This window comes from Paracoccus gahaiensis (genome assembly GCF_005048225.1).
In the GTDB taxonomy this organism is placed as follows: Bacteria; Pseudomonadota; Alphaproteobacteria; order Rhodobacterales; family Rhodobacteraceae; genus Paracoccus; species Paracoccus gahaiensis.
Window position 1 is genome coordinate 79,190 of record NZ_SUNI01000013.1, and the last position, 25,765, is coordinate 104,954.

General features: G+C 68.9%; 27 protein-coding genes. 13 read left to right on the plus strand and 14 right to left on the minus strand.

Annotated features, from left to right (window positions below; translation table 11 throughout):
• Position 1 precedes the first annotated feature (1 nt).
• A complete protein-coding gene (tam, locus tag FA743_RS13390; protein WP_136886610.1) occupies positions 2-781 on the plus strand; it encodes a trans-aconitate 2-methyltransferase in 780 nt (259 codons plus the stop codon).
• A gap of 192 nt (positions 782-973) precedes the next feature.
• Here tam and FA743_RS13395 read toward each other — a convergent pair whose 3' ends face one another.
• The 4 genes from FA743_RS13395 to FA743_RS13410 form a co-directional block, all read right to left on the minus strand.
• Positions 974-1,177, minus strand: coding sequence for a hypothetical protein (locus FA743_RS13395; protein WP_246054959.1), 204 nt, complete (start codon positions 1,175-1,177; stop codon positions 974-976).
• A 10-nt stretch (positions 1,178-1,187) separates the two neighbouring features.
• The gene (locus FA743_RS13400) at positions 1,188-2,045 is read right to left on the minus strand and encodes an SDR family oxidoreductase (protein WP_136886611.1); all 858 of its coding nucleotides are present in this window, start codon (positions 2,043-2,045) and stop codon (positions 1,188-1,190) included.
• 206 nt (positions 2,046-2,251) lie between these two features.
• Positions 2,252-2,752: a YciE/YciF ferroxidase family protein gene (locus FA743_RS13405; protein ID WP_136886612.1), complete on the minus strand. Its 501-nt coding sequence runs from the start codon at positions 2,750-2,752 to the stop codon at positions 2,252-2,254.
• 73 nt (positions 2,753-2,825) lie between these two features.
• Positions 2,826-3,074, minus strand: coding sequence for a hypothetical protein (locus FA743_RS13410; RefSeq protein ID WP_136886613.1), 249 nt, complete (start codon positions 3,072-3,074; stop codon positions 2,826-2,828).
• Positions 3,075-3,345: 271 nt separating this feature from the next.
• On the opposite strand from FA743_RS13410, the gene FA743_RS13415 reads away from it, so the two are divergent.
• Positions 3,346-3,657 (plus strand): DUF2934 domain-containing protein, encoded by a 312-nt coding sequence (locus FA743_RS13415; RefSeq protein WP_136886614.1) that lies wholly within the window; start codon positions 3,346-3,348, stop codon positions 3,655-3,657.
• Between the two features lie 165 nt (positions 3,658-3,822).
• Positions 3,823-4,008, plus strand: coding sequence for a hypothetical protein (locus tag FA743_RS13420; RefSeq protein WP_136886615.1), 186 nt, complete (start codon positions 3,823-3,825; stop codon positions 4,006-4,008).
• Between the two features lie 198 nt (positions 4,009-4,206).
• Here FA743_RS13420 and FA743_RS13425 read toward each other — a convergent pair whose 3' ends face one another.
• Positions 4,207-5,577, minus strand: a complete 1,371-nt coding sequence (locus FA743_RS13425; protein ID WP_136886616.1) for an aminotransferase-like domain-containing protein — start codon at positions 5,575-5,577, stop codon at positions 4,207-4,209.
• Between the two features lie 243 nt (positions 5,578-5,820).
• Here FA743_RS13425 and FA743_RS13430 point away from each other — a divergent pair, with 243 nt between their 5' ends.
• The 9 genes from FA743_RS13430 (at position 5,821) to gcvA (ending at position 13,310) form a co-directional block, all read left to right on the plus strand.
• Entirely contained in the window at positions 5,821-6,303 is a 483-nt protein-coding gene (locus tag FA743_RS13430) for an MSMEG_0572/Sll0783 family nitrogen starvation response protein (RefSeq protein ID WP_136886617.1), read from the plus strand.
• A 34-nt stretch (positions 6,304-6,337) separates the two neighbouring features.
• Complete coding sequence (locus tag FA743_RS13435; protein WP_136886618.1) at positions 6,338-7,330, plus strand: Nit6803 family nitrilase; 993 nt, start codon at positions 6,338-6,340, stop codon at positions 7,328-7,330.
• Entirely contained in the window at positions 7,323-8,447 is a 1,125-nt protein-coding gene (locus FA743_RS13440; RefSeq protein ID WP_136886619.1) for an MSMEG_0568 family radical SAM protein, read from the plus strand. The genes FA743_RS13435 and FA743_RS13440 overlap by 8 nt, the downstream gene beginning before the upstream one ends.
• The gene (locus FA743_RS13445) at positions 8,444-8,983 is read left to right on the plus strand and encodes an MSMEG_0567/Sll0786 family nitrogen starvation N-acetyltransferase (protein WP_136886620.1); all 540 of its coding nucleotides are present in this window, start codon (positions 8,444-8,446) and stop codon (positions 8,981-8,983) included. Before FA743_RS13440 ends, FA743_RS13445 begins: the two co-directional genes overlap by 4 nt.
• Complete coding sequence (locus tag FA743_RS13450; protein ID WP_136886621.1) at positions 8,983-9,954, plus strand: sll0787 family AIR synthase-like protein; 972 nt, start codon at positions 8,983-8,985, stop codon at positions 9,952-9,954. Before FA743_RS13445 ends, FA743_RS13450 begins: the two co-directional genes overlap by 1 nt.
• Positions 9,947-10,225, plus strand: a complete 279-nt coding sequence (locus FA743_RS13455) for an MSMEG_0570 family nitrogen starvation response protein (protein WP_136886622.1) — start codon at positions 9,947-9,949, stop codon at positions 10,223-10,225. The genes FA743_RS13450 and FA743_RS13455 overlap by 8 nt, the downstream gene beginning before the upstream one ends.
• A gap of 11 nt (positions 10,226-10,236) precedes the next feature.
• Positions 10,237-11,481 carry an MSMEG_0569 family flavin-dependent oxidoreductase gene (locus FA743_RS13460; RefSeq protein ID WP_136886623.1) on the plus strand — a complete coding sequence of 415 codons (1,245 nt, stop codon included), beginning with the start codon at positions 10,237-10,239 and terminating at the stop codon, positions 11,479-11,481.
• The gene (locus FA743_RS13465) at positions 11,478-12,314 is read left to right on the plus strand and encodes a Pnap_2097 family protein (protein ID WP_211242275.1); all 837 of its coding nucleotides are present in this window, start codon (positions 11,478-11,480) and stop codon (positions 12,312-12,314) included. The genes FA743_RS13460 and FA743_RS13465 overlap by 4 nt, the downstream gene beginning before the upstream one ends.
• 102 nt (positions 12,315-12,416) lie before the next feature.
• Complete coding sequence (gene gcvA, locus FA743_RS13470; RefSeq protein WP_136886624.1) at positions 12,417-13,310, plus strand: transcriptional regulator GcvA; 894 nt, start codon at positions 12,417-12,419, stop codon at positions 13,308-13,310.
• Positions 13,311-13,314: 4 nt separating this feature from the next.
• Here gcvA and FA743_RS13475 read toward each other — a convergent pair whose 3' ends face one another.
• The 9 genes from FA743_RS13475 to FA743_RS13515 form a co-directional block, all read right to left on the minus strand.
• Positions 13,315-15,378, minus strand: a complete 2,064-nt coding sequence (locus FA743_RS13475) for an acetate--CoA ligase family protein (RefSeq protein WP_136886625.1) — start codon at positions 15,376-15,378, stop codon at positions 13,315-13,317.
• 8 nt (positions 15,379-15,386) lie between these two features.
• Positions 15,387-16,187: an enoyl-CoA hydratase/isomerase family protein gene (locus FA743_RS13480; protein WP_136886626.1), complete on the minus strand. Its 801-nt coding sequence runs from the start codon at positions 16,185-16,187 to the stop codon at positions 15,387-15,389.
• 126 nt (positions 16,188-16,313) lie between these two features.
• Positions 16,314-17,678: an MmgE/PrpD family protein gene (locus tag FA743_RS13485; protein ID WP_136886627.1), complete on the minus strand. Its 1,365-nt coding sequence runs from the start codon at positions 17,676-17,678 to the stop codon at positions 16,314-16,316.
• 61 nt (positions 17,679-17,739) lie between these two features.
• On the minus strand, positions 17,740-18,933 hold the full coding sequence (locus FA743_RS13490) for a CaiB/BaiF CoA transferase family protein (protein WP_136886628.1): 1,194 nt from the start codon (positions 18,931-18,933) through the stop codon (positions 17,740-17,742).
• Positions 18,934-18,987: 54 nt separating this feature from the next.
• Positions 18,988-19,977, minus strand: a complete 990-nt coding sequence (locus FA743_RS13495; protein ID WP_136886629.1) for a Bug family tripartite tricarboxylate transporter substrate binding protein — start codon at positions 19,975-19,977, stop codon at positions 18,988-18,990.
• Positions 19,978-20,155: 178 nt separating this feature from the next.
• On the minus strand, positions 20,156-21,637 hold the full coding sequence (locus FA743_RS13500) for a tripartite tricarboxylate transporter permease (protein WP_136886630.1): 1,482 nt from the start codon (positions 21,635-21,637) through the stop codon (positions 20,156-20,158).
• A 9-nt stretch (positions 21,638-21,646) separates the two neighbouring features.
• Complete coding sequence (locus tag FA743_RS13505) at positions 21,647-22,150, minus strand: tripartite tricarboxylate transporter TctB family protein (protein WP_136886631.1); 504 nt, start codon at positions 22,148-22,150, stop codon at positions 21,647-21,649.
• A gap of 46 nt (positions 22,151-22,196) precedes the next feature.
• On the minus strand, positions 22,197-23,180 hold the full coding sequence (locus FA743_RS13510; RefSeq protein WP_136886632.1) for a Bug family tripartite tricarboxylate transporter substrate binding protein: 984 nt from the start codon (positions 23,178-23,180) through the stop codon (positions 22,197-22,199).
• A 132-nt stretch (positions 23,181-23,312) separates the two neighbouring features.
• Positions 23,313-24,269 carry a Bug family tripartite tricarboxylate transporter substrate binding protein gene (locus FA743_RS13515; protein WP_169308885.1) on the minus strand — a complete coding sequence of 319 codons (957 nt, stop codon included), beginning with the start codon at positions 24,267-24,269 and terminating at the stop codon, positions 23,313-23,315.
• A gap of 233 nt (positions 24,270-24,502) precedes the next feature.
• On the opposite strand from FA743_RS13515, the gene pcaF reads away from it, so the two are divergent.
• Positions 24,503-25,696 (plus strand): 3-oxoadipyl-CoA thiolase, encoded by a 1,194-nt coding sequence (gene pcaF / locus FA743_RS13520; protein ID WP_136886634.1) that lies wholly within the window; start codon positions 24,503-24,505, stop codon positions 25,694-25,696.
• Positions 25,697-25,765 lie beyond the last annotated feature (69 nt).

A 25,765-nucleotide genomic window follows, 5' to 3' on the forward strand; every position in this document is an offset into this window, starting at 1 on the left:
GATGGCCGGGCCGGGATGGGCGCCGGACCTGTACCTGAGCTTTGGCGAGGATCGGGCCCGCCCGGCCCGCGATCTGCTGGCGGCGCTGCCGCCGGGACCGCGCGGGCAAATCGTTGATCTGGGCTGCGGTCCGGGCAATTCCACCGCACAGCTGGCCGCGCGCTTTCCCGAGGCCGATCTGCTGGGCGTCGATCCCGATGCCGCCATGCTGACGGCGGCGCGCAAGGCCCTGCCGCAGGCCCGCTTCGTCGCCGGGCGGGCCGAGGACTGGCAGCCCGACACCCCGCCCGACCTGATCTTTGCCAATGCCTCGCTGCAATGGGCCGAGGACCTGCCCCGCCTGCTGCCGCGCCTGCTGGGTCTTCTGGCGCCGGGCGGCGCGCTGGCCGTGCAGATGCCCGACAATCTGGACGAGCCCTCGCACCGCGTCATGCGCCAGATCGCCGAGCGACCCGAATGGCGGGCGCGTCTGGCCGGCGCCGCAGGCCAGCGCCAGCCCTTGCCGGATGCCGCCGCGCTGCATCGCAGCCTGCGCCCGGGCAGTGCGGCGCTGCAGATCTGGCGGACCGTCTATCAGGTCGAGCTGCCGGGCTTCGAGGCCATCGCCGACTGGTTCGCCGGATCGGCGCTGCGCCCCTATCTGGCACCGCTGGACCCTGCCGAGCGAAAACGGTTCCTGGATCTCTATACCGCCGCGCTGGCGCCGCATTATCCGCCTCTGGCGGGCGGGCAGGTGCTGCTCGGGTTTCCGCGCCTGTTCTTCGTCGCCCTGCGGGCCTAGGGGCATCGGTTCCGCAAGGAGAGACCTTTCCGGGACGCGGCGGCGCGGGACCGGATGACCGGCGCTGGCCTGTCTTCCCCGGGGCGACGCGCGCAACCCTTTGGAACCAGAGACCGCCTCTACCGCTCCCGACCGCCGGTGACCAATCCAAAGGCCGCCGCATCCCGATCCTCGGGCTGAGCGGCCCTCGGATCAATACCTGCCCGGCGGATCGCTGGCCGGAAAGGATTCGTCGGAGCGCTCATCCGTCCCGGTCCAGTCGAGGGGCGGATCGCGCATCTCGACCGGACCCGCTGCGCGCACCCGGCCCACCGGCGCATCAGGGCGCGGGCGGCTACGTGCGCCCAGCAGGACCCCCGCAGCCGCCCCCAGGATCAGAAGGGTCAGCAGTCTCATCGCGCGCTCCTCAGATGATCGGCTTGCCGCCGGTGACGGCAATGGTCGCCCCCGAGATATAGCTCGATGCCGCCTCGGCCAGCATCACATAGGCCGAGGCCAGCTCGGCAGGCTGCGCGGGGCGGCCCAAGGGATAGGCCTCGCCGAAAGAGCTGACCTTGTCGGCGGGAAAGCTGGCGGGGATCAGCGGCGTCCAGACCGGGCCGGGGGCCACGACATTGGCGCGGATGCCGCGTTCGGCCAGCATCTGCGCCAGCCCGGCGGTGAAGTTCTGGATCGCGCCCTTGGTGGTGGCATAGGCCAGCAGTTCGGGGTTGGGCATGTCGGAATTCACCGAGGCCGTGTTGATGATCGCGCTGCCCGCCGGCATATGCGGCACGGCGGCCTTGGTCAGATAGAACATCGCGTCGATATTGGTGGCGAAGGTATAGCGCCATTCCTCGTCGCTGATATCCTCGATCTTGGCGAAGCTGCGCTGATGCGCGGCGTTGTTGACGAGGATGTCGATACGACCAAAGCGGTCGACGGTCTTGTCGATGACCTCGCGGCAGATCTCGGCCTGCGACAGATCGAGCGCCATGACCAGACATTGCCGACCCTCGGCCTCGACCAGACGGGCGGTGTCGGCCATGTCCTCGGTCTCGTCCAGGCAGACCAGCGCCAGATCGGCCCCCTCGCGGGCATAGGCGATGGCGACGGCGCGCCCGATCCCGCTGTCGCCTCCGGTGATCAGCGCCACCCGGCCCGCCAGCCGTCCCGAGCCCTTCCAGCTGTCCTCGCCGTGATCGGGCACCGGGTCCATCTGGCGGAAGCTGCCGGGCAGCGTCTGCTCCTGCGGCGGGAAGGGGGGATGCGGGTAATCGGCCATGAGAAATCTCCTGTTATCTGCGACGCAAGGCGTGGATGCGCCACGGCCCCGCAACCTGCGAGGGGCCGTGTTGTTCCGGAAAACGGCGTGGTGTTGCGACCGGCCGCTGGCTCAGAGGATGCCAAACGGGCCTCGGCGTAGGCAAAGCAAGGCGGCTCGGATGGCGCCGGATAGCAGGCAGGTGAGGCCCGCCGCCGCTGGATCGTTCAGGCGGCCCGACCCTCGGCCGCCGCATTCACCACCGTCACGGCCAGTTTGGTGAGGATCTCGTCGGTGGCGACCTCTTCCTGCAGGGTCTGGTCCAGCAGGGCCTCGGCCTCCGACAGGCCGAGCTGCGCGGCCCAGGACTTCAGCGTGCCATAGCGGGCGATCTCGTAATGCTCGACCGCCTGTGCCGCAGCCAGCAGACCCGCATCCAGCGCCGGGCTGCCCTTGAACTCGTCCATGATCTCTTGCGCTTCCGAGATGATGCCCTCGATCGCATCGCAGGTCTTGCCGCGGGGCTTCTTGCCGATCGCGTCGAAGACCTCGGACAGGCGCTCGTACTGGCCCTGGGTCTCCTGCTCATGCGTCTCGAAGGCGGCCTTCAGGTCGGGATCCTGCGCCGCGCGCGCCATCTTGCGCAGGGCCGAGGCGATCTTGCGCTCGGCGTAATAGATGTCCTTCAGCGTCTCGTGGAACAGCGTGTCGAGTGTCTGGTCAGCCATGATGCCTCTCCGTGGCGATGGGGCGCGCTGAACCGGGCAGGGCGGGAATTGTTCCCGCACCGGGCGAGCGGCGTCAGAAGGCGATAAGCACCACGATCACCAGCAGAAGGATGATCGCCAAAGGCAGCCCGATCGTGCCCAGCATCATCATCGCCCCGGTCTTGGGCTGGATGCGCGTGAAGCTCATGTCCGAGGTAGCACCACCCTCGCCGGCCGATGCGTCGGTGCGGGTGTCCCCTGCCGCGGAGGCGGCGTCGGACTGGCCCGGCAGGGGCGTCGATCCGGCGGGATCGCGCGGCTCGGAGGGGGTGGGGCGGGTCATGGGGGTCTCCTCGTGGGGCCGGATATCGGCGGCTGGCAACCGGGACCGGCGCGCAATGTTCCCGGCGCGATCCGATGCGGGGCCGTCGCCGCGACGGGGGGCTGCGATGCCGCCCTTCGGCGCGGATGAAAAAGCCGATCCGCCCGGGAACAACAGCGGCAGGATGCGGTTCAGCGCCCGGGACAGAGAGGGCCCCCATGACCAGGTGCCCCCGCCCAGACATCCGCAGTGTGGCCCCCCGGAGCCCATCCCACCCCTTGGAGACGATGACATGGACAAGACCGACCTGATCCGCCAGCGCGCCCATCAGATCTGGGAGGCCAGCGGCCATCCCGAAGGCATGGAGGCGGAGCATTGGCAGCAGGCCGAGGCCCAGCTTCGACAGGAAGGACAGCTGGACGCGGCCGGGATGCCGGACGAGCTGCCCGATCCGACATCCCCCGCAGACGGTGGTGCATCCGATGCCAGCCAGGCGGACGGGCACATCATCGACGCGGACGACGGCGGGATGACCGACATGCCCGACGAGGCACAGCAGGCCATGGACGATCCCGCGTCGCGCAGCAGGAACCAGCCTGGCTAGTCGCCACCCCCTGGGGGCCGCAGACCTGCGGGATTGGGTCGCAGGAACATTCGCCCAAAGCGCGGGTTGGTGGGACGGACCCGACAGAGAAGGGGCCGATCGCAGGACCGGCCCGTTCCCGGCCCGATAGGGGCCCCGGCAAGAACATTTCAGAAGGTAATCTCGATGTCCCAAGCTCCCAAGCCCAAGCGCGGCAAATCCCGGGCCATTCTCTACGCCCTGATCCCCGGCGGATTCCTTCTTCTGGTCATCTTCCTGGTGTTTTCGGGGTGGGCCGTCGAGGATGAGCCTGCGGACATGACCGAGGCGCGCGAGCAGGCCGAGGACATCTCGGACGCCGAAGCGGAGTGAACCGGCTCGGATGCCGGGATGGAGGCGCTGATCCTGCCCGCATTCACTCGGTTCAAGGTTCGGGACAGGTCGCCCGGTTTTCTCCCGATCCGGCACACAGGAATGTCCCGGGCGGGAACGCCGCCCGATAAGGGTGTGCCAACGCCCATGACGATCACGCTCTCTCGCGGCTCTCCCCGCCAGAAATCCTGACCCCGGCTAGCCCATCCAGCCCCCGCCCGACAGCGTGTTCTGGAGGAAGCTGAGCCCCGTGCGCAGCTCGTCGCGGCCGATCGCGCCGCCCAGGCAGATGCGCAGATGTTCCCCGGGATCGCCATCGACGGTGAAGGCGTCCGAGGGCATCAGGCCGATATGGCGCCCGGCCATCCGCCCCATCAGCTCGGCCCGGCCCGCGCCGGCGGGCAGCTTCAGCCAGATGTTGAAGGCGTTCGCCTCGGCCCTGAACTCCAGCCCGCTCAGCGCGCGGGCGGCGATCTGCTGGCGCGTGGCGATCTCGCCCCGGATGAAATGGCGGATGCGGTCGGCGGTGCCGTCCTCGATCCAGCGGGTCATCAGCGCGGTGGTCAGCGGCGAGGGCATGACCGAGATCGCCCGCAGCGCCTGCGCCAGCGCGAAGGCTGCCCGCGCATCCGGCGCCACCGTATAGGCCAGCCGCAGCCCCGCGCCGATGCATTTCGCCAGACCCCCAATATGCCAGGTCTGCCCCGGCGCCAGAACCGCGAAGGGCGGCGGCGCCGAGGGCGGAATGAAGCCATAGGCGTCATCCTCGATCAGCGGCAGGCGGTGGCGGGTGACGATGTCCGCCAGCAGGATGCGGCGGTCCTCGGGGATCGTCAGCGTCGTCGGGTTGTGCAGCGTGGGGTTCAGGTAGAGGGCCTTGGGGGCGTGGCGGGCAATTGCGGCCTCCAGCGCCTCGGGGGTGACGCCTTGGGCATCCATCTCCAGCCCGATCAGGCGCAGGTTCAGCCGCGCGGCGATCGCGCGCAGGCCGGGATAGGTGATGCGCTCGCACAGGATCGTGTCGCCGCATTGCGCGATGATCGACAGGATCGCGGTCATCGTCGGATGCGCCCCCGGCGTGACCGCGATGCGGTCGAGGCTGGGCACCATGCCGCGCTTGGACAGCCAGCTGGACGCCGCCATGCGGTCCTGATCCCCGCCGATGGTCGACTGATAGCGCAGCAGCGAGACGAGGTTGGCCGAGACGACCTCCAGCCCTTCGCGCATGAAGGTCAGCAATTCGGGGTCGGTGACCTCGGGCGGCATGTTCATCGACAGGTCCTCGTCGCGCAGACGGCGGGGGTCGACCGTCTCGGCCGGGCGGGCCGTTTTGCGCACGAAGGTGCCGCGCCCGACATGGCTGTCGGTCAGCAGGCGGGCGGCGGCTTCGGTATAGGCGCGGCTGACGGTGGTGAAGTCGATGCCCAAGCGCGCGGCCAGCCGGCGCTGCGGAGGCAGCCTGTCGCCGGGCTTCAGCACGCCGCTGCGGATGCCGGCCTCGATCTGATCGGCGATCTGCAGATAGCGCGGCGGGCCGTCGTCGAGAAGGTCGGGGGTCCAGGCGATCATGAGGGGTCCGTCAAGGAGGATGGTCCCTGGATTGTATGGATATTGTTGCTGGCGTCAAGAGGGAGCGACGGCAGCCCCTGCCGATTCGTTCTCGGATTGCTCATAAAGTGCACGAGGCGCCTTGGATTCCGGCAGTAGGCACCCCGATCAGCGGGATAATTGTATGCAAATTGAACTGCAGATTGATCGGATGCCCCGCCTCGGGTCCCGATGGTCTCAGCAAAGCGCAAACAGGAGACGCCCATGCCCGAAGTCACCCACCCCCCGCACAAGGATGGCGACTACTTCGTCGATTACGAATCCAAGGTCTTCGAGGACGTGAAGGCCGACGAGGGCGAGAAGGCCCTGATCACCTTCCACACCGTGGCCTTCGAAGGCTCGATCGGGCTGGTCAACATCCTCAACGCCATCCGCATGCAGCGCAAGGGATACGAGACCTCGATCCTGCTCTATGGACCCGGCGTGACGCTTGGCCTGCAGCGCGGCTTTCCGACGCTTGGCGACGAGGCGTTTCCCGGGCACCTGAACTTCAACAAGAACCTGGAACGCTTCATGAAGGAAGGCGGCAAGGTCTATGCCTGCCGCTTCGCCCTGCAGGCGCTGTACGGCCACGGCGAGCCCTCGCTGATCCCCGGCATCATCCCGATCCAGCCGCAGGACGTGCTGGACTGCATCCTGCTGCACAAGAAGGCGAACGCCGTCATCCTGGACACCTGGACGGTCTGAGCCCGCAACGCCCCCTTGTCGAAAGGTTTCCCCGATGAGCAAACCCGCCGCCCGGTCCACCGTCCGCGCCGCCGCCGTCCAGATCGCGCCCGATCTGACCTCGCGCGCGGGCACCGTCGAACGCGTGCTGAACGCCATTTCCGAGGCCTGCGACAAGGGGGCCGAGCTGATCGTCTTTCCCGAGACCTTCGTGCCCTATTACCCCTATTTCAGCTTCGTGCTGCCCCCCGTTCAGCAGGGGGCCGAGCATCTGCGCCTGTACGAGGAGGCCGTCATCGTACCCTCGCCCGAGACGCGCGCCGTGGCGGATGCGGCGCGCAAGCGTGGCGCGGTGATCGTGCTGGGGGTGACCGAGCGCGACCACGGCTCGCTCTACAACACGCAGCTGATCTTCGACGCGGATGGCAGCCTTGCGCTGAAGCGCCGCAAGATCACGCCGACCTATCACGAGCGGATGATCTGGGGCCAGGGCGACGGCGCGGGGCTCAAGGTGGTGGACACCGCCGTGGGCCGCATGGGCGCCCTGGCCTGCTGGGAGCATTACAACCCGCTGGCCCGCTACGCCCTGATGGCCCAGCACGAGGAGATCCATGTCAGCCATTTCCCCGGCAGTCTGGTCGGTCCGATCTTCGGCGAGCAGATCGAGGTCACCATGCGCCACCATGCGCTGGAATCGGGATGCTTCGTCGTGAATGCCACCGGCTGGCTGACCGAGGATCAGATCGCCTCCATCCATCCCGACCCTGCCCTGCAGCGCGGCCTGCGCGACGGCTGCATGACCTGCATCATCACGCCCGAGGGGCGCCATGTGGTCCCGCCGCTGACGGAGGGCGAGGGCATCCTGATCGCCGATCTGGACATGCGCCTGATCACCAAGCGCAAGCGGATGATGGACAGCGTCGGCCATTACGCCCGCCCGGAACTGCTGCGGCTGATCCATGACGACCGCCCCGCCTCTCCCCGCCAGACCCTCCACCCCGAGGCGCCCGCCGAGGCGCTGCAACCCGACGAGGTGCAAGATGCGTGATCTGCGAGATCTGTCCGATGCCGAACCCGACCTGATCAACGAATTGCAGACCCGTGGCATGCGACTGGTCGATCCGCGCGCCGGCCATGAAAGCCGCCGGGGCGGGGCCGGCCCGTCCGACCACAAGGCGGTCAGCTTCGGCGATCAGACCGTGATGATCCCGGTCCATACCGCGCCCAGCTTCGACAGCCCCTATCTGGTCGAGGCACCCGACACCGCAGGCCGCTCGCGCATCACCCGCGAGGGGGTGGAGATGGCGCGCATCCGTTTCCCGAACCGCCCGCGCTTCTATGACCTCAAGACCGCCGACGGCATCCCCTACAACCAGATCGCGGTGCTGCATTCCCGCGACGTGCTGGCCACGACCGTCCTGCAGACCTGCATCCGCTACGAGAGCCGCAAGAAGACCTGCCAGTTCTGCGCCATCGGCCAAAGCCTTGCCGCGGGCCGCACCATCGCCCGAAAGACTCCTGCCCAACTGGCCGAGGTCGCCCGGGCGGCGGTCGATCTGGATGGCGTGAAACACATGGTCATGACCACCGGCACGCCCGCGGGCAGCGATCGCGGGGCCTCGATCCTGGCCGACAGCGCGAGGGCCATCAAGGCGGCGGTCGACCTGCCCATTCAGGCGCAATGCGAGCCGCCCGAGGATGACCTCTGGCACCAGCGCATGAAGGAGGCGGGCGTCGACGCGCTTGGCATGCACCTCGAGGCCGTGACCCCCGAGGTCCGCACCCGGATCATGCCCGGCAAGGCCTCGGTGCCCTTGGCAAAATATTTCAGCAGTTTCGAGGCGGCGGTGCAGGTCTTCGGGCGCGGTCAGGTCTCGACCTATATCCTCGCGGGGCTGGGCGACACGGCCGAAGCCATTCTGGACATGTCGCAAAGGCTGGTCGATCTGGGCGTCTATCCCTTTGTCGTGCCCTTCGTGCCCATCTCGGGGACGCCGTTGGAAAGCCACCCGGCACCCTCGTCCGAATTCATGGCCTCGGTGCTGCGGCCCTTGTCGGGCATCGTGCTGAAGGGCGGTCTGCGGGCCACCGACATCAAGGCGGGCTGCGGAAAATGCGGCGCCTGCTCGGCGCTGTCCACCTACGAGAAGCTGGGGGCCGCATGAGCAACCTGAGCCCCCGCGCCTTCATCAGCCCCGAATTCCTGATCCGCGAGGCCCGCGAGATCTGGGAGATGACCGGCGCCGCCCGCCTGCGCCAGCAGGTCTTCGTGATCGAACAGGGCCTGTTCACCGGCCATGACCGCGACGGGGTGGATCAGATCGCCACGCCGCTGGTCGCGCTGTCCACGCTGGCGGGCGAACCCGCCGAGGTGGTGGGCTGCGTGCGCATCCACCAGTCCGAACCCGGCATCTGGTGGGGCACGCGGCTGGCCGTGGCATCCGACTATCGCCGCGTGGGCCGGCTTGGGGCCGAGCTGATCCGGCTGGCCGTCAGCACGGCCAACGGGCGCGGCTGCACGGAATTCCACGCCCATGTGCAGGTCCAGAACGTGCCCCTGTTCCGCCGCCTGCATTGGACCGTCCAAGATGAGGTCACGCTGCATGGCGCCCCCCATGCGCATATGACGGCCTCGCTGCCGCACTACCCGGCGATCCCCGATCCCGGCACGGGCTTCACCTCGCGCGCCCGGAGGGTGTGATGGATCTGACCGCCCTTGCCGCGCGTCTGGCCGCGCATCCTTCGATCCGGGGCAAGCTGCAGATCGCGGATGCCACGCGGGCCCTGGGTCTGGACGCCGCCTCGCCCGGCGCGCCCGGCGACGATGCGGCCGCCCTGCCGCGCCCGGACGGAGGCTGGGATCTGCTGGCGGGCGAGGGCTTCATGCCGCAATTCGTGGCCGACGATCCGTGGTTCGCGGGCTGGTGCGGGGTGATGGTGAACCTCTCCGACATCGCCGCGATGGGGGGCCGGGCCAGCGCGCTGCTGAATGCGGTCTGGGCGCCGGATGCCGCCAGCGCCGCACCGCTGCTGGCGGGTCTGCGCGATGCGGCACAGGCCTATGGCGTGCCCATCGTCGGCGGGCACACGAACCTCGGCGCGCCGGCGCTGAACCTGGCCGTTTCGGTCACCGGGCAGGCGCAGCGGCTGATCTCCAGCTTCGCGGCGCGGCCCGGCGATGCGCTGATCGCCGCCATCGACCACCGGGGCGGCTATCGCCCCAGCTTCGACAACTGGTGCGCGGCGTTGGACGCGCCCCATGACCAGTTGCGGGGTGATCTGAACCTGCTGCCCGAACTGGCCCGCGCCGGGCTGGTCGAGGCCGGCAAGGATATCAGCCAGGGCGGCATCGTCGGCACCGCGCTGATGCTGGCCGAATGCTCGCGCTGCGGCTTTCGCATCGACGTGGACGCCCTCCCCCTGCCCCCCGGCACGGATCTTGAGCGCTGGCTGCGCAGCTTCCCCAGCTTCGGTTTCCTGCTGTCGGTGCGCCCCGACCATGCCGCCGAGGTCTGCGGACGCTTCAACAACCGCGACATCACCGCCGTCGTCATCGGCACCGCCACCGCCACCCCCCGGATCGAGCTGTCTCGCGCCACGCAGACGGCCACGTTCTGGGATCACCGCGACCGGCCCTATCTGGGCCTGACCAGGGACCACGCCCATGCCTGAGGTTCATTTCACCCTCCGCTGGCCCGATGGGACCGAGGAGAACTGCTATTCCCCCTCGACCGCAATCCACCAGCATCTGTCCGCCGGCACCGCCTATCCGATGCCCGATTTCCTGACCCGCGCCCGCGCCGGGCTGAACGCCGCCTCGGACCGGGTGGCCGCGAAATACGGCTATGCCTGTTCCTCCGCGCTGGATCAGCTTGCCCGGATCGAGGCGCGCGCCGCCACCCAACCGGCAGACGGGCAGGTCACCTGCCTGCAGCTCATCTGAAAGGGCCCGCCATGACCATTCCGCATCTTCCCGTCATCATCATCGGCGGCGGCCAGGCCGGCCTGTCGGTCAGCTGGTATCTGTGCGCCGAAGGGATCGAGCATCTGGTGCTGGAACGCCACCGCCGCTTTGAAAGCTGGCGCAACAACCGGTGGGACAGCTTCTGCCTGGTCACGCCGAACTGGCAATGCCGCCTGCCCGGCTGGCCCTATCGCGGGCCGGACCCGGACGGCTTCATGCTGAAGGACCAGATCGTGGACTATGTGGACGGCTTCGCCGACAGCTTCGATCCGCCGCTGCGCGAGGGCGTCGATGTCACACGGGTCTGGCAGCAGGGCGGGGTCTATCACTTGACCACCAGCCTCGGCGTCTTCACCGCCGATCAGGTCGTGGTGGCGACGGGCGGCTATGACAGCCCCATCGTCCCGCCCTATGCGGCGAAGATCGACCCGGCCATCACCCAGATGCATTCGCGCGATTACCGCAGGCCGTCGCAACTGCCCCAAGGTGGCACGCTGATCGTGGGCACCGGCCAGTCCGGCGTGCAGCTGATGGAGGATCTGCACCGCGACGGGCGCCCGGTCCATCTGGCCGTGGGCCCCGCGCCGCGCAGCCCGCGCAGATATCGCGGGCGCGACGCGACCGACTGGCTGCATGATGCGGGCCATTACCAGATCACCATCGACCGCCATCCCGACCCGGCCAAGGCCCTGTCACAGACCAACCATTACATGTCGGGCCGCGACGGCGGCAAGGAGATCGACCTGCGCAGGTTCGCGCTGGAGGGCGTGCGGCTCTACGGCTCCCTGGCGGGGGCGTCGGGAACCGGCGTGCAGTTCCTGCCCGATCTGGAGAAGAACCTCGACGATGCCGACCGCAGCTATGAGGGCATCCGCACCCAGATCGACGCCTGGATCGCCGCGCAGGGCATCGATGCGCCCGTCGAGCCGCCCTTCGTCAAGGTCTGGCGCCCCGATCGGGAGATCACGCAGATCGACCTCGCGGACCAAGGCATCACCTCGATCCTCTGGGCCATCGGCTTCCGGCCCGATTATTCCTGGCTGGAGCTGGATTGCTTCGACAGCCATGGGCGCCCCGAATACACGCGCGGCGTGACGCAGGTGCCCGGCGCCTATTTCATCGGGCTGGGCTGGCTGAACACCTGGGGCTCGGGGCGGTTTCTGGGCATCGACGAGGACAGCCGCCATCTGGCCGGGCAGATCGTCGCCCGCGACCGACGCCTGCGCGCCGCATGACCCTTGCCCGCGCACGGCCCGACGCCCATCCCCGCCTGCACGAGGACCATGTCCTCGGCATGGCCGAGATGGGCTATGCGGGCCTGTCGGAACAATGGCTGATGCGCCGGGCGGGCGATCTGCACTGGCGGCTGATCGCGCAGGCGATGGGTCAAAACCGCGCGGTCTTCACCTGCCCGCAAGGCCAGCCGCTCTACGCCGCCTTCTGCGCGACCAGCCTGCGGCTGACGGCGGCCCCCGAGCTGGGCGATGCGCTGCGCCTGTCGGGCAGGCTTGGCCAGCTGGGGCATGGCCGCCTGGCCTCGGTCCAGAAGATCGAGGCCGGGGGGCGTCTGATCGGGCGCATGATCCTGATCTCGGCCTTCGTGGGGCGCACCGACCCGGGGTCGAACCACGGGATCGTGCGGCGGGCGCCGCGCATCCTGGCTCTGCCCCCGCCCGCCCCGCGCGTGGCGCAGGTGCTGGCGCATCACGCCGCCCGCATCGCCCGCGCGCGGCCCATGCCGGATGGCCAGCAGACCCGCCTGCTGCCCTGCCCCGTGCTGGAGTTCAACGCGGCCGGGCTGCTCTACTTCCCCAGCTATGCCGCGCTGGCCGAGCGCGCCGATTGCGCGCTTGGCGGGCGCATGGATCGCCGGATCCTGGCCCGCGACGTGGTCTATCTGGGCAATGTCGCGCCGGGCGAGGAAGTCGATGCCATCCTGTGCCGCCAACCCGCCCGGACGCTGTGCCGGCTTGCGACGCCCGAGGGGCGGGTTCTGGCCCTGATGCGCAGCCGCTTTCGGGCAGCCGAACCCGGCCTGTCCTCAAACACAGGCGACAGGACAGCCTGACGTCTTGAGCTTTTCGCGCCAGTGCGACAGAGTCATGACGCAACGTCGCAGTCCCGGTTGCCTGATGCGCGGGCAGGTGCGACATAAGTGGACAGGCGCGCGATGACCCAACAGCTTCCCCCCTTGAACCCGCTCAAGGCCTTCGAGGCGGCGGCGCGACTGAACAGCCTCACCCTGGCCGCCGAGGAGCTGAACGTCAGCCAGGTAGCCGTCAGCCGTCAGGTCAAGGTGCTGGAGGAATATCTGGGCGTCGCGCTCTTCCGCCGCCTGCATCGCGGGATCGAGGTCACGCGCGAGGGCCAGCGCCTGTTCGAGGGCGTCACGCAGGCTTTCTTCGACATTTCGGCGGCGGCGCGGCTGGTGTCGCGGCGGGGCCGTCGGGACATCCTGTCGATCCAGTCCTACACCACCTTCTCGCAGCGCTGGCTGATCCCGCGGCTGGCCCGGTTCCACGACGCCAATCCGCGGATCGAGGTGCGGCTGTCCTCGTCCACCGCGCCGGTGGATTTCGAGACGCAGAACCTGGATGCCGCGATCCGGTCGGGGCGGGGCGACTGGCCAACGCTCAATTCCGAAAAGCTGGCGCAGATCGATCTGGTGCCGGTCTGCTCGCCCACCCTGCTGGCCACGGGCAAGCTGAAGGTGCCCGCCGATCTCGCCAAGGTGCGGCTGCTGCATTCGATGGCGCGACCGAATGACTGGGCGGCCTGGATCGCGGATGCGGGCGCGGGGATCGACCCCACGCCCGGCATCCGCTTCGAGAACTCGGCCCTGGCCTACGAGGCCGCGCTGCTGGACATCGGCGTGGCCATCGCCGTGCGGCCCTTCGTGACGCGCCAGCTGCAATCGGGGGCGCTGGTCATGCCCTTCGAGCATATCTGCCCGACGACCGAGGGCTATCACATCACCTGGCCCACCAATGTGACCCCCTCGGCGCCGCTGGTGAAGTTCCTCGACTGGATCAAGGAGCAGATGGCGACCGACGCCGCCATCTGAAGGGTCAGGACAGGACGACCAGACCGTCCGCCGCGCGGGCGCCCTGCCCCTGGGGCAGCACGAAGAGCGGGTTGATCTCGGCCTCGGAGAGACGGTCGTCCAGCGCGCAGGCCATGTCCGAGAAGGCCAGGACCGCATCGGTCAGTGCCTCGATATCCGCCGCGGGCTTGCCCCGGAACCCGGTCAGCAGGGCCGAGCATTTCAGGCTGTGGATCATCTGCACCGCCCCCGCGCGGTCCAAGGGCAGCAGCCGCAAGGCCACGTCCTGATACAGCTCGGTCGTCACGCCCCCCGCGCCCAGCAGGATATAGGCCCCCAGCTGCGGATCGCGGTTGTAGCCCAGGATCATCTCGACCCCGCCGGTAATCAGCTCCTGCACCAGGAACCCGTCCACCGCGGCATCGGTGTGGCTCTTGACCCGCTCCAGCATCTCGGCACAGGCCTGCGCCACGTCGGCGGGCTGGATGCCCACGGCGACGCCGCCGACCTCGGTCTTGTGCAGGATCTCGGAGGAGAGGATCTTGATGACCACCGGCCCGTCGAAGGCCGCCGCCGCCTCGCCCGCCGCCTCGGGCGTGGCCGCCGTCACCTCGCGGGTGACCGGCACGCCGAAGCGGGCATAGAGGTCCTTGGCATCCGCCTCGTTCAGCGCGCCCGATGTCAGGTGGCTGCTGTCGAAGACCGCGACGGGCCGCGCATCCGCCGTCACCACCTCGCGCGGCAGCAGCGCCGACAGGGCCGAGGCGCAGCTTTCCGGCGCGCCATAGGCGGCGATGCCGTTGCGGTTCAGGTGGCGCACGATGTTCGGGGCCTCGGGGCTGACATAGACCATCAGCGGCTTGTCGGTGATCGACATCGCCTCCTGCACCGCGTCCGAGACCAGCTCGGGCTGCGCGATCGAGGACGATCCCGCCACCACGATGATCGCGTCATAGGACGCGCTTTCCGCCAGGATCTTCAGGATCGCGCGGAACAGGTCGGGGCGGATGCCCGCCAGCGTCACGTCGATCGGGTTGCGGTCCAGCACGGCTTCCTTCAGGTCCAGCGCCAGCAGCTTGGCCGCCGTGTCGGCATCGGGGGCGGGCATCTCCAGCCCCGACAGGCCGACATTGTCGGCCACGACCGTCGCCGCGCCGCCGGTCGAGGTGACGATGGCCACGCGGTTGCCCTTCAGCCGGCGTCCCGCCGCCAGGGCCGCCGGGATGTCCAGCAGGTCCGCGAAGGTCTGCGCGCGGATGATCCCCAGCTGGCGGAACAGCGCGTCATAGACCTCGTCGGCACCTGCCAGCGCGCCGGTATGCGACACGGCGGACCGCGCCCCGGATTCGGACCGCCCGACCTTGTAGACGACGATCTGCTTGCCCGCCGCCCGGACCTTTTCGGCCGCCGCGCGGAAGGCGGTCACGTTGCGGATGGTCTCCAGATACATGGCGATGACGGTCGTGGACGGATCATCGGCCAGGGTGGCCAGGAAATCCGCGACCTCCAGATCGCATTCGTTGCCGGTCGCGACCAGCTTGGAGAACCCGATCCCCCGCCCGATGGCCCGCGACAGAAGCGAGCCCAGGATGCCGCCCGACTGCGACAGAAGCGCGATGGGGCCGGTGGTGAAATCCTCCATCTCCATCGCGCCCGAGGCGGTCAGGGCGATGCGGTCGGTCAGGTTGACCAGACCGATGGTGTTCGGGCCCAGGATGCGCATGTCACCCGCCGCCTCGCGCAGCGCGTCCTGACGTGCGCGGCCTTCCTCGCCCGCCTCGCCAAAGCCGGAGGCCAGCACCACGCAGGCGCGCGTCCCGGCCTCGGCCAGCTGGCGCACCGCGTCGATCACGCGGTTCGCGCCGACCAGCACCAGCCCCAGATCGGGCGCCTCGGGCAGATCACGCGGATCGGCATAGGCCTTCAGCCCCGCGACCGTGTCGGATTTCGGGTTGATCGGATAGATCGTGCCCTTGTAGCCGTTGGCCTGCAGATAGGCGATCGGCCGCCCGGTCAGCTTGGCCGGATCGTTCGAGGCGCCGACCACGGCCACGCTTTTCGGGTTCAGGATGGCGTCGATGACGGACATGTCGGACCTCATTTGCCGGTCTTTGCAAGGAATTCCTCGACCGAGGCGCGATGCTCGGCGGTGGTATAGCAGATCGCCTGCGCCTCGCGGCCCAAGGCAAAGACCTGCTCGTCGGTGGATTCGAAGGTCTTGTCGAGGATCGCCTTGGTCAGCGCGATGGCGGCGGGTGATCCGATGGTCAGCTCCTCGGCCCAGGCCTGCGCCTGCTCCAGCAGGTCCTCGCGCGACGCGATGCGGTCGATCATGCCGATGGCCAGGGCCTCGTCGGGCTCGACCACGCGGGCGGTCAGGATCAGTTCCTTGGCCTTGGACAGCCCGACGCGGCGGGGCAGGAAATACATGCCGCCGCCGTCGGACACGAGGCCGCGCTTGACGAAGCTCATCGACATCTTGGCGCCTTCGGCCGCGATGATGAAATCGCAGGCCAGCGCCATGTCGAGGCCCAGCCCGAAGGCCGCGCCGTTCACCGCCGCGATCACCGGCTTGGAGATGCCGTGGATGGCGGCCACGCCCTTGTGCGTGCTCTGCTGACGCTTCCAGCCGTTGAAGGCCACCTCGCCCGCCGGCGCATCCAGCCGCGCCCGCATGCCGCCGATGTCGCCGCCCGAGCAGAACCCCTTGCCCGCGCCGGTCAGGATGATGCCGCGCACGGCCTTGTCGGCGCCCGCCTCCTCAAAGGCGGCGATCAGTTCGGCGCGCATCTGGTCGTTGATCGCATTGCGCAGATCGGGGCGGTTCAAGGTGATGGTGGCGATGGCGTTCTTGTGGGTGACGGCCACGAATTCGGCCTGCCGCGTGATGGCGTTCATGATGGGCTCCTCTGGGTGATGGCGGGGCTGCGGGCTCCTCTCCCGTGCGCCGTCCTTGAAGACAGGAATGCAAAAGCGCGGGATATCTCGCAACCGACCATAGGGCGGGTCTTGGCCAAGGAATTGTCAGGCTTGGATCAGGGTCAGCGCGCCGGGCAGGTCGCGGCCGGTCAGGATGGTCTGGCGCAGCGCGTCCGCATCGCGCGCGGACAGCGCCGTCGCGGCCAGTTCGTCGAATTTCGCGGCACGCTCGGCGGCGCTCAGCGGGTCTTCGGGGTCGCCCTTGCGGGTCTTCTGCAGATGGTCCAGCACCCGGCCATCGCTCAACCGCACGCGCAGCCGCGCCATGCGCTTGCGGGGATAGAGCGCCGCCAGATCCTCGTCCCACGCGACCGAGATGCGGGGCACAAGCGCCCGGATGCGCGGATCGGCCAAGGCCGCGGGCGTGAAGGCGGACAAGCGCACGGCGCCCAGGATCAGATCGGCGGCCAGACAATATTGCAGGCTGAACCGCGCCGCCTGCGCCGTGGTCGGATCGGGGTTGTCGCACATCGACTTGGTGGCGCCATAGCCCTGCACCTCGATGGCCGTGATGTCCCCCGCACTGGCGCCCGCCTTGGCGCGCATCACGCGCAGCCCGTCGATGGCAGGGAAGATATGGCCGCAGCAGCCGTGGTTCTTGACGGTCATGCGGGTGATCGGCGTCCAGTCGCCCAGACCCTCCAGCGCCGCCTCCCAGGTGCCGGCGCTTTCGCTGGTGGCGGCGGCAAAGCCCATCGGCCCGTCCAGGGCGTTGGCGGCGGCGGTGGCGCCCCCGGCGGCGGCGGTGGCGGCCAGCAGCCCGGCCTCGGCGGCATGGCCGGGATGGATCGCCTTGGCCATCCCCGCGCCCTGCAGGTTCTGCTGATGCCCGCCCGCGAAGCTGGAGGCCAGCGCGACCGCATGGCCCATCTGCGCGGCGTCGCAACCCAAGAGCAACGCGCCTGCCGCCGCCGCCCCCATCGTGCCGATGGTCGCGGTGGTGTGCCAGAACCGGTAATGGCTGGGCTGGACAGCCAGCGACAGCCGGCAGCCCATCTCGTAGCCCGCGACGATGGCCCGGTGCAGATCCTCCAGCGAGGCGCCCCGGTGCTGCGCCAGGGCCAGCGCCGCCGCGATGGTCGGGCTGCCGGGGTGATAGCCGCCGTCGCGGAAGATGTCGTCAAATTCGACGATGTGGCTGGCGGTGCCGTTGATCAGCGCCGCCAGACGCGGGGCCATGCGGCGACCGTCCACATAGCAGACCGCCTCGCCGGGGCCCGCCTCATGCGCCAGCGCCTGTGCCAGGATCGTCGCGGGCGGCTGGTGGCAGCCCGGCAGCGTGGTCGCGAACCAGTCCAGCAGGGCCGAGCGCGCGGCCTCCTCGACCGCCGGTGTCAGCGGGCGGTCGCGCCAGCCGGCGACATGGGCGGCCAGCCGGGCCGGCGGGGAAAGCGTCGGGTTGCTGGTCATCCTGGTCCGTCCTTCTTGCACCATGCCCCGAGGTCCCGAAAGACCGCGCCCGGGCGCCCGGTCAGTTGATCGCGCCCGCCGCGCGCATGGCGGCGATGGCGGCATCGTCATAGCCCAGATCCTTCAGGATCGCGTCGGTCTGCGCACCCACCGGCTGCGGCAGGCGGGTGACCGAGGGCGGGCTGTCCGACATGTCGAACCCCGCCACCGGCACGCGCAGCCCGTCCAGCGGATCACCCTCGGCCCCGATCCGCTGCACGACGCGGCGCGCGGCCATCTGCGGATCGGCCAGCGCCTCCTCCATCCGGCGGATGCGGGCGGCGGGGATGCGGCGGCGGGCCAGGAAATCCTCCCAATAGGCGGCGGGCATCGTGGCGATGATCTCGCACAGGACGGCGGTCTCGTCGCCATGGGCATCGAGGCGCTGGTTGTTGTCGGTCTTGATCATGTCCTCGCGCCCCAGGGCAGTCCACAGCCGCCGCTGCTGGCGCAGGTTCGAGGCGGCGATCATGATCGGGGCATCCTGCGCGTGATAGAGCCCGATCGTGGCGAAGGGAAAGGTGTTCGCCTTCTGCTTGGGGTGGCTGCCGTTCCAGGTGAAGGCCGTCACATGCGACGAGGCCAGGATCAGCGCCACGTCCAGCATCGACACGTCGACATGCTGGCCGCGCCCGCCATTCTGCTGGCGCTGGAACAGAGCGGCGGTGATCGCGAAGGCGGCCGTGGTGCCGGTCGCGTAATCCACGACCGGCGCGCCCGATTTCAGCGGCTTGCCGTCACCGAAGCCGGTCATCGCCATCATCCCGGAATAGGCCTGCAGCACGTTGTCATAGCCGGTGACCTCGCGCTTGGGCCCGGTCGCGCCGAAGGCCGAGATCGAGCAATAGATCAGCCCCGGATTGATCGCCGCCAGATCCTTGTAGCCGAGGCCGAGCGCCTCGAAGGCGCCAGGGCGGTAATTTTCGACGAAGACATCCGCCGTGGCGACCAGACGGCGCATGGCCTCGACGCCTTGGGGTGTCTTCAGGTCCAGCGCCAGGGCCTGCTTGTTGGCCGCTTGCGACAGGAAGGCGGTGCCCATGTTGCGGTCGTTCAGCGTCCGGTCCGAGCCCTGGGCCCGGGCCTGGTCGGGGTCGGTCGGGTGTTCGACCTTGATGACCTCGGCCCCCAGAACGGCCATCTGATAGCTGGCGAAGGGGCCGGCCAGAACATGCGTCGTGTCGATGACACGCAGCCCGGTGAATGCTTGGGTCATGGGGGTCTCCGTCCCGGAAGCGTCCGGCCCGCCCCTGCGGCAGGCCCGGCCAGATCAGTTCAGCAGGTTCTGTTCGCGCAGGTTTTCCTCGGCGACGGTCATCAGCTGCTGGACGAAGGCGGAGTAGTCCTCGGGGCCCATGTCCGGGGTCTCGACGCCCGACTTGGCGGCATAGTCCTGATAGCTTTCGGCCTGCATGGCCAGCTGGAAGGCATCCGCGATCTGGGTCTGCAGGGCGGGGTCCATGTCGGCGGGACCGAAGAGGCCGCGCACCTGCACCCAATCGGTGTTCACGGGATATCCGGCCTCGTTCACGGTGGGGGTGTCGGGCAGGCTCTCCAGGCGGTCGGGGCCCAGGATCGCCAGGGCCTCCAGACGGTCGGATTCGAAGAAGGGCAGCGTCGGCCCCAGGTTCGACACGCCCACATCGACATGCCCGCCCAGAAGCGCGGTCAGGATGTCCGGCGTCGCCTCGAAGGCCACCCAGTTCAGCTTGATGCCGGCCGATTTCTCGAACATCGAGATGCCGATATGCTGCATCGAGCCCACGGGTCCGAAGCCGCCGATATTGACCACGCCGTCGCCGCGCTCCTTGGCCAGCGCGACCAGATCCTCGATCGTGTCGATGTCCGACTCGGTCGAGGAGAACAGCAGGATCGGGTCGATCTGCGCGGCGGCAATCCACGAGAAGTTGTCGGGCGCGAAAACGCCCTTCAGGTTGGTCAGCATGCCGGTGAAATGGCTGACCGTGTTGATGCCAAGCGTCAGCCCGTCGGGCTCGGCGCGGCGGATCTGGTTCATCTGGTTGGCCCCGCCCGCGCCGGGCAGGTTCTCGACCACCAGCGGCTGGCCGATGGCGGGTTCCAGCGTGGCGGCCAGCGTGCGGATGAAGATGTCGGCGGTGCCGCCGGGCTTGGTGTGCATCAGGATGCGGACCGGGCCTTCGGGCTGCCAGGTGTCCTGCGCCATGGCGGGGATGCCCGTCAGGGCGACGGTGGCGGCCAGCGCAAGGCCGAGGCTGCGGCGCGAGATGGTGAATGTCATGGGGTTCCCTCCCTGAGAACGCGTGACCCGGCTCCTCCGCCGGATGGGGGGATGATGGGCTGCGGCGCGGCCTGCGTAACCTGAGATTTGGTCAGGCCAAGGTGCCGCGAAGGTTTGCCAGGCGCATGAGAAAGGGGCCGGGAGTGATGCCCGGCCCCCCGTTCGCGATCCCGTGGCTTCAGGCGCGGCGCCGGGCGCGCAGGTCGTTGACCAGCGGCACCACGAAGGCCAGCACCGCGACGACCAGCAGCACCAGCGTCAGCGGATGCGTGTAGAAGATGTCGTAGCTGCCCCGCGAGATGACCATGGCCCGGCGGAAGTTCGTCTCCATCATGTCGCCCAGGACCAGCGCCAGGATGATCGGCGCCAGCGGGATCTTGGCCTTGCGCAGGACATAGCCGATGATGCCGAAGGCCGTCATGATGAAGACCGGAAAGATCGAGTTCGACGAGGCATAGGCCCCGATCAGGCAGATCGTCGCCACGATGGCGGCGATCGCCGGGCGAGGGATGTTGGCCACCTGCGCCCAGAGCCGCGCCCCCGCCAGACCGATCACGATCATCACCGGCACGCCGATGAACAGCGAGGCGAAGATCGAATAGGGGATCTCGGGGTTGCGGGTGAACAGCAAGGGCCCCGGCTGGATGCCCTGGATCATCAGCGCCCCGATCAGCACGGCGGTGGTGGCCGATCCCGGGATGCCAAGCGCCAGCAGCGGCGCCATCGCCCCCGAGACGGCGGCATTGTTCGCGGTTTCCGACGCGACCAGCCCCTCATAGCTGCCCTTGCCGAACTTCTCGGGCTCCTTCGAGGTCTTCTTGGCGATGATATAGGACATGAAGGACGCGATCGAGGCGCCCGCGCCGGGGATGACCCCGATGACGTAACCCAGCAGCGAGCTGCGGACCAGGTGCCCGCGCAGTTTCCAGTAGACGCTGAACGGCACGGCCAGGATGCCGGTGATTGGCTGGCTCTTGATCTTCTGCGTGGGTCCGTCCTCCAGCATGAACAGGACCTCGGACAGGGCGTAGAGGCCCAGCAGCACCGGGACCAGCGGGAAGCCCTCGAAGAATTCCGGGTTGTAGGCAAAGCGTGGGATGCCGGTCTGCGTGTCCAGGCCGACGGTGGCCAGCGCCAGCCCCAGGCCCATCGCGATGGCGCCCTTGAGCACCGATCCCTCGGACAGGCCCGACACCAGGCTGAGACCCACGACCGCCAGGGCGAAATATTCGCCGGGGCCGAAGTTCAGCGCCAGTTCCGACAGCGGGATGGCCGTCACGACCAGCAGCATCGATGAGACCAGGATGCCGATGCCCGATCCGATGATCGACAGGTTCAGCGCGATCCCGGCCTTGCCCTGACGCGTCAGGGGATAGCCGTCCCATGCGGTGGCCACCGCCGCCGCGGTGCCCGGCGTGTTGATCAGCACGGCGGTGATCGCGCCGCCATATTCGGCGGCGGCATAGAGCGCCACCAGCATGACGATGGCCACGACCGGGTCCATGCCATAGGTGAAGGGGATCAGCAGCGCGACGCCCAGGCTGGGGCCCAGACCGGGGATCGCCCCGATCAGGTAACCGGCCAGGGCACCGACCAGAAGGCCGAGCCATACATAGGGATCGCCGAAGGCCGCAAAGCCCAGAGCCAGGTTCTCGAACATGGGATTTCCTCAGGGAAGCTGAATGCCAAGGGCATAGGTGAAGATGGAATAGATGGAGGCGGTCAGCACCAGCGGCGTCAGGATCAGATGCGCCGGGCGACGCTCGCCGCAGGCTAGCATGATCAGCACGGCCGATCCGAACAGGACGGGGATCGCGCCCACCATCTCGAAGACCACCGCCTGCAGGATCAGCAGGGCCATCCCGGCCAGAACCCAGGCCGGACGGCCGAAGACGGCAAGGCGGTCCTCGCGGCCGCCCGACCACACGCGGCAGGCCTGCGCCACCATCAGAAGCAGCGCGATGGCGGTCGCCACGCCCGTGATCATCGGGAAGCGTCCGGCGCCCACATCGGACGGGTTCATCGATTCCGGCAGCGCCCAGGCATCGCGCAGGTAGATCCCCACCACGACCAGCAAGGCCAGCCCGACCACGATTTCCAGCCGGAACAGCGGCAGCGTCTTCTTTCCGAAGTCGTCATGATCCTCGGGTCGTTCAGTCTTGGCGGTGTCCATTGTCGTCCTCCCTGGCGTCACGGCATCTGGGCCCGACGCCTCTCCATTATTCGATCAGGCCGACCTCGCGCATCGTGGTGGATGCCACGTCGTTGATCTGGCTGACATAGTCGCGATAGGCGGCAGGCCCCATATCGGACCCGACCACGCCGCTTTGTGCCTCGAAGGCACGGAATTCCTCGTCCTGCTGGGCGGTATGAAACGCCTCGGCGATGGCCTCCTGCAGATCCTCGGGCATGTCGGCGGGCCCGAACAGCCCGCGCAGCTGCTGCCAGTCGGGGTTGGTCTGCAGCCCCTGTTCGGCGAAGGTCGCCACCTCGGGCAGAGCCTCCAGCCGGTCATGGCCCAGGATCCCCAGGCCGGTCACGCGCCCCGAGTCCAGAAACGGCAGCGCCGGGCCGGGATTCGAGATCGCCGCGTCCACATGCCCGCCCATCAGCGCGGTCAGCACTTCGGGCGTGCTGTCGAAGCCCACCCAGTTGATGGCAAAGCCCGCCTCCTGGGCCAGCATGGACACGGCCAGATGCTGGACCGATCCCGCCGCGCCATAGCCGCCGATGGTCAGCTGCCCGTCGGGCGCGGCCTTGGCGGCGGCGATCAGGTCCTCCATCGAGGTCAGGCCGCTGTCCGGCCCGGCCATGACCACATGCGGATCGAACTGGAAGACCGCGATCCAGGTGAAGTCCTCGGGCGAGAAGGTGCCGTTCAGGTTGCCCAGCATCGCGGTGAAATGGCTCATCGTGTTGACGCCAAGCGTCAGCCCGTCGGGATCGGCGCGCATGACCTGTGCCATCTGCACGGCCCCCGCCCCGCCCTGGGCGTTCTGCATGACCAGCGGCTGGCCGATGATCGGCTCGAGCGAGCGGGCCAGCGTGCGCGCGAAGATGTCGGATGCACCCCCCGGTCCGGTGTGCAGGATCAGGTTGACCGGCCCCTCGGGTTGCCAGGCCGCGGTATCCTGGGCTGCGGCAGGGCCGCCCCACAGGGCCGCCGACAAGATCAGACCAAGGCGCAAAGATGCGACGTTCATGAAAATCCTCCCTGAATGTGACGTGTCAGCGGCTCCCTCCGCAGCGTTCGTTATGGGTGCGTCAGGGAGCGAATTGAACTGACTTTATATTGGGTCCAGGGCAGGCAAGCCTTGGCCTGCCCCGGGGTCTGCTCAGTTCCCGATGCCGACCGAGGCCAGGCCCTCGCGGGCCAGATCCATCATCGCCTCGACCCGCTCGGCATACTCGGCGGGACCATAGGCCAGACCCTCGATGGCGGTCTCGTCCTGATAGCGCTGGAACTCTTCGGTCTGCGTGGCCGCGATCAGCCCGTCGGCCAGGATCTGGCGGATGTCGTCGGGGATGCCCGCAGGCCCATAGATGCCCCGGATCTGCTGCCATTCGGCGTTGGACTCGAACCCCTGCTCGGCAAAGGTCGGCACGTCGGGGAAGGCGGGCGAGCGTTCCTCGGACAGCACGCCCAGGATGCGGACCCGGCCGGCGCGGGCGAAATCCAGCACCGGGCCGGGATTGGCCACGGCCATCTGGACATGCCCGCCCAGCAATCCGGTGATCGCCTCGGTCGAGCTGTCATAGCCCACCCAATCGACCGACAGTTCCGCCGAATCCGTCACCAGCCGCGTGGCGATGTTGGCGATCGACCCCACGGCGCCGTATCCGCCGACGGCGAGGGGCGTGTCCGCCTGACCCTCGACCAGAGCGCCGAAGTCCTGATAGGGGCTGTCCTCGCGCACGAACAGCACATGGGCATCCTGCTGGACCTGCGCGATCCAGCTGAAATCCTCGGGCGCGAAGACGCCCTGCAGGTTGGTCAGCATGGCGGTGAAATGGCTCAGCGTGTTGACGCCGATCGTATAGCCGTCCGGCGCGGCTGCCTTGACGGCGGCCATCTGCGCGGCCCCGCCGCCGCCGGCGCGGTTGACCACGATGACGGGCTGGCCGAAGACCTCTTCGGCGGACCGGGCCAGGGTGCGGGCAAAGATGTCCGAGGCCCCGCCCGGCGCGTTCTGCACGACGATCTCGATGGTCTTCGTCGGAAAGTCCTGCGCCAATGCGGGCGCGCTGAAGGTCAGGACCGCACCCAGTCCGGCGGCGATGATCTGTCTCATGGTGTCTCCTCCCATTTGTCGGCCGACCCCGGAGGGCGGCGTGGCGCGCAGGATGGGGCATGGGACGGGCGTTGTGATCTGACAAGACCTTGGGCATGCCAAAACCAGAGGCAGGGCTGGAGCCCCCGTGCCACAGGAAACCTGCCCGGCAGGGCAACAAATCGTCAGGCTGAAAATCGGGGCCCTTGCGATATCCCGCTGCCTCAAGAGGATGGCCCCGAGGAGGATCTGACATGACGGACGTTTTCATCTGCGACTATATCCGCACCCCCATCGGACGCTATGGCGGCGCGCTGGCGACGGTCCGGCCCGACGATCTGGGGGCGGTGCCGCTGCGGGCGCTGATGGACCGCAATGCCGGCGTCGATTGGGGGCTGGTCGATGACGTGATCTTCGGCTGCGCCAACCAGGCGGGCGAGGACAACCGCAATGTCGCGCGCATGTCGCTGCTGCTGGCGGGCCTGCCGGTCGAGGTCTCGGGCACGACCATCAACCGGCTCTGCGGCTCGGGGATGGATGCGGTGATCCAGGCCGCCCGCGCGATCCGGTCGGGCGAGGCCGAGCTGATGATCGCGGGCGGGGTGGAATCCATGTCCCGCGCGCCCTTCGTGATGCCCAAGGCCGAGACCGCCTTCTCGCGCGCGGCCGAGATCCACGACACCACCATCGGCTGGCGCTTCGTGAACCCGGCGATGGACCGCGCCCATGGCACCGACTCGATGCCGCAGACCGGCCAGAACGTCGCCGACGACTACGGCATCTCGCGCGAGGCGCAGGACGCGATGGCGCTGGCCTCGCAGAGCAAGGCGGCGGGGGCCACCGAGCGGCTCGCGGCCGAGATCACCCCGGTCACCGTCCCGCAGCGCAAGGGCGACCCGCGCATCGTCGACACCGACGAGCATCCCCGCGCCACCACGGCCGAGGCGCTGGCCAAGCTGCGGCCGCTGTTCGCGGGCGGCTCGGTCACGGCGGGCAATGCCTCGGGCGTGAATGACGGCGCGGCGGCGCTGATCCTGGCCTCCGAGGCCGGGGCGCGCCGCCACGGCCTGACCCCCATCGCCCGCGTGCTGGGAGGCGCCGCCGCCGGCGTGCCGCCGCGCATCATGGGCATGGGGCCGGCGCCCGCCGCGCAGAAGCTGATGGACCGGCTTGGCCTGACGCACGGCGATTTCGACGTGATCGAGCTGAACGAGGCCTTCGCCGCTCAGGGCCTCGCCTCGCTGCGCCAGCTGGGCATCGCCGATGACGACCCGCGCGTGAACCCGAACGGAGGCGCCATCGCGCTTGGCCATCCATTGGGGATGTCCGGCGCCCGCATCACCGGCACGGCGGCCTTGCAGCTGTCCCTGACCGGAGGCCGCCGCGCCTTGGCCACCATGTGCATCGGCGTGGGACAGGGCATCGCCATCGCGGTCGAAAGGGTCTGACCTTTCCTTTGCCCGCCCTGCGCAGCCGTCACTGGTTTGCGCCGGGCGGATCGGGTGGACTGCATGTAA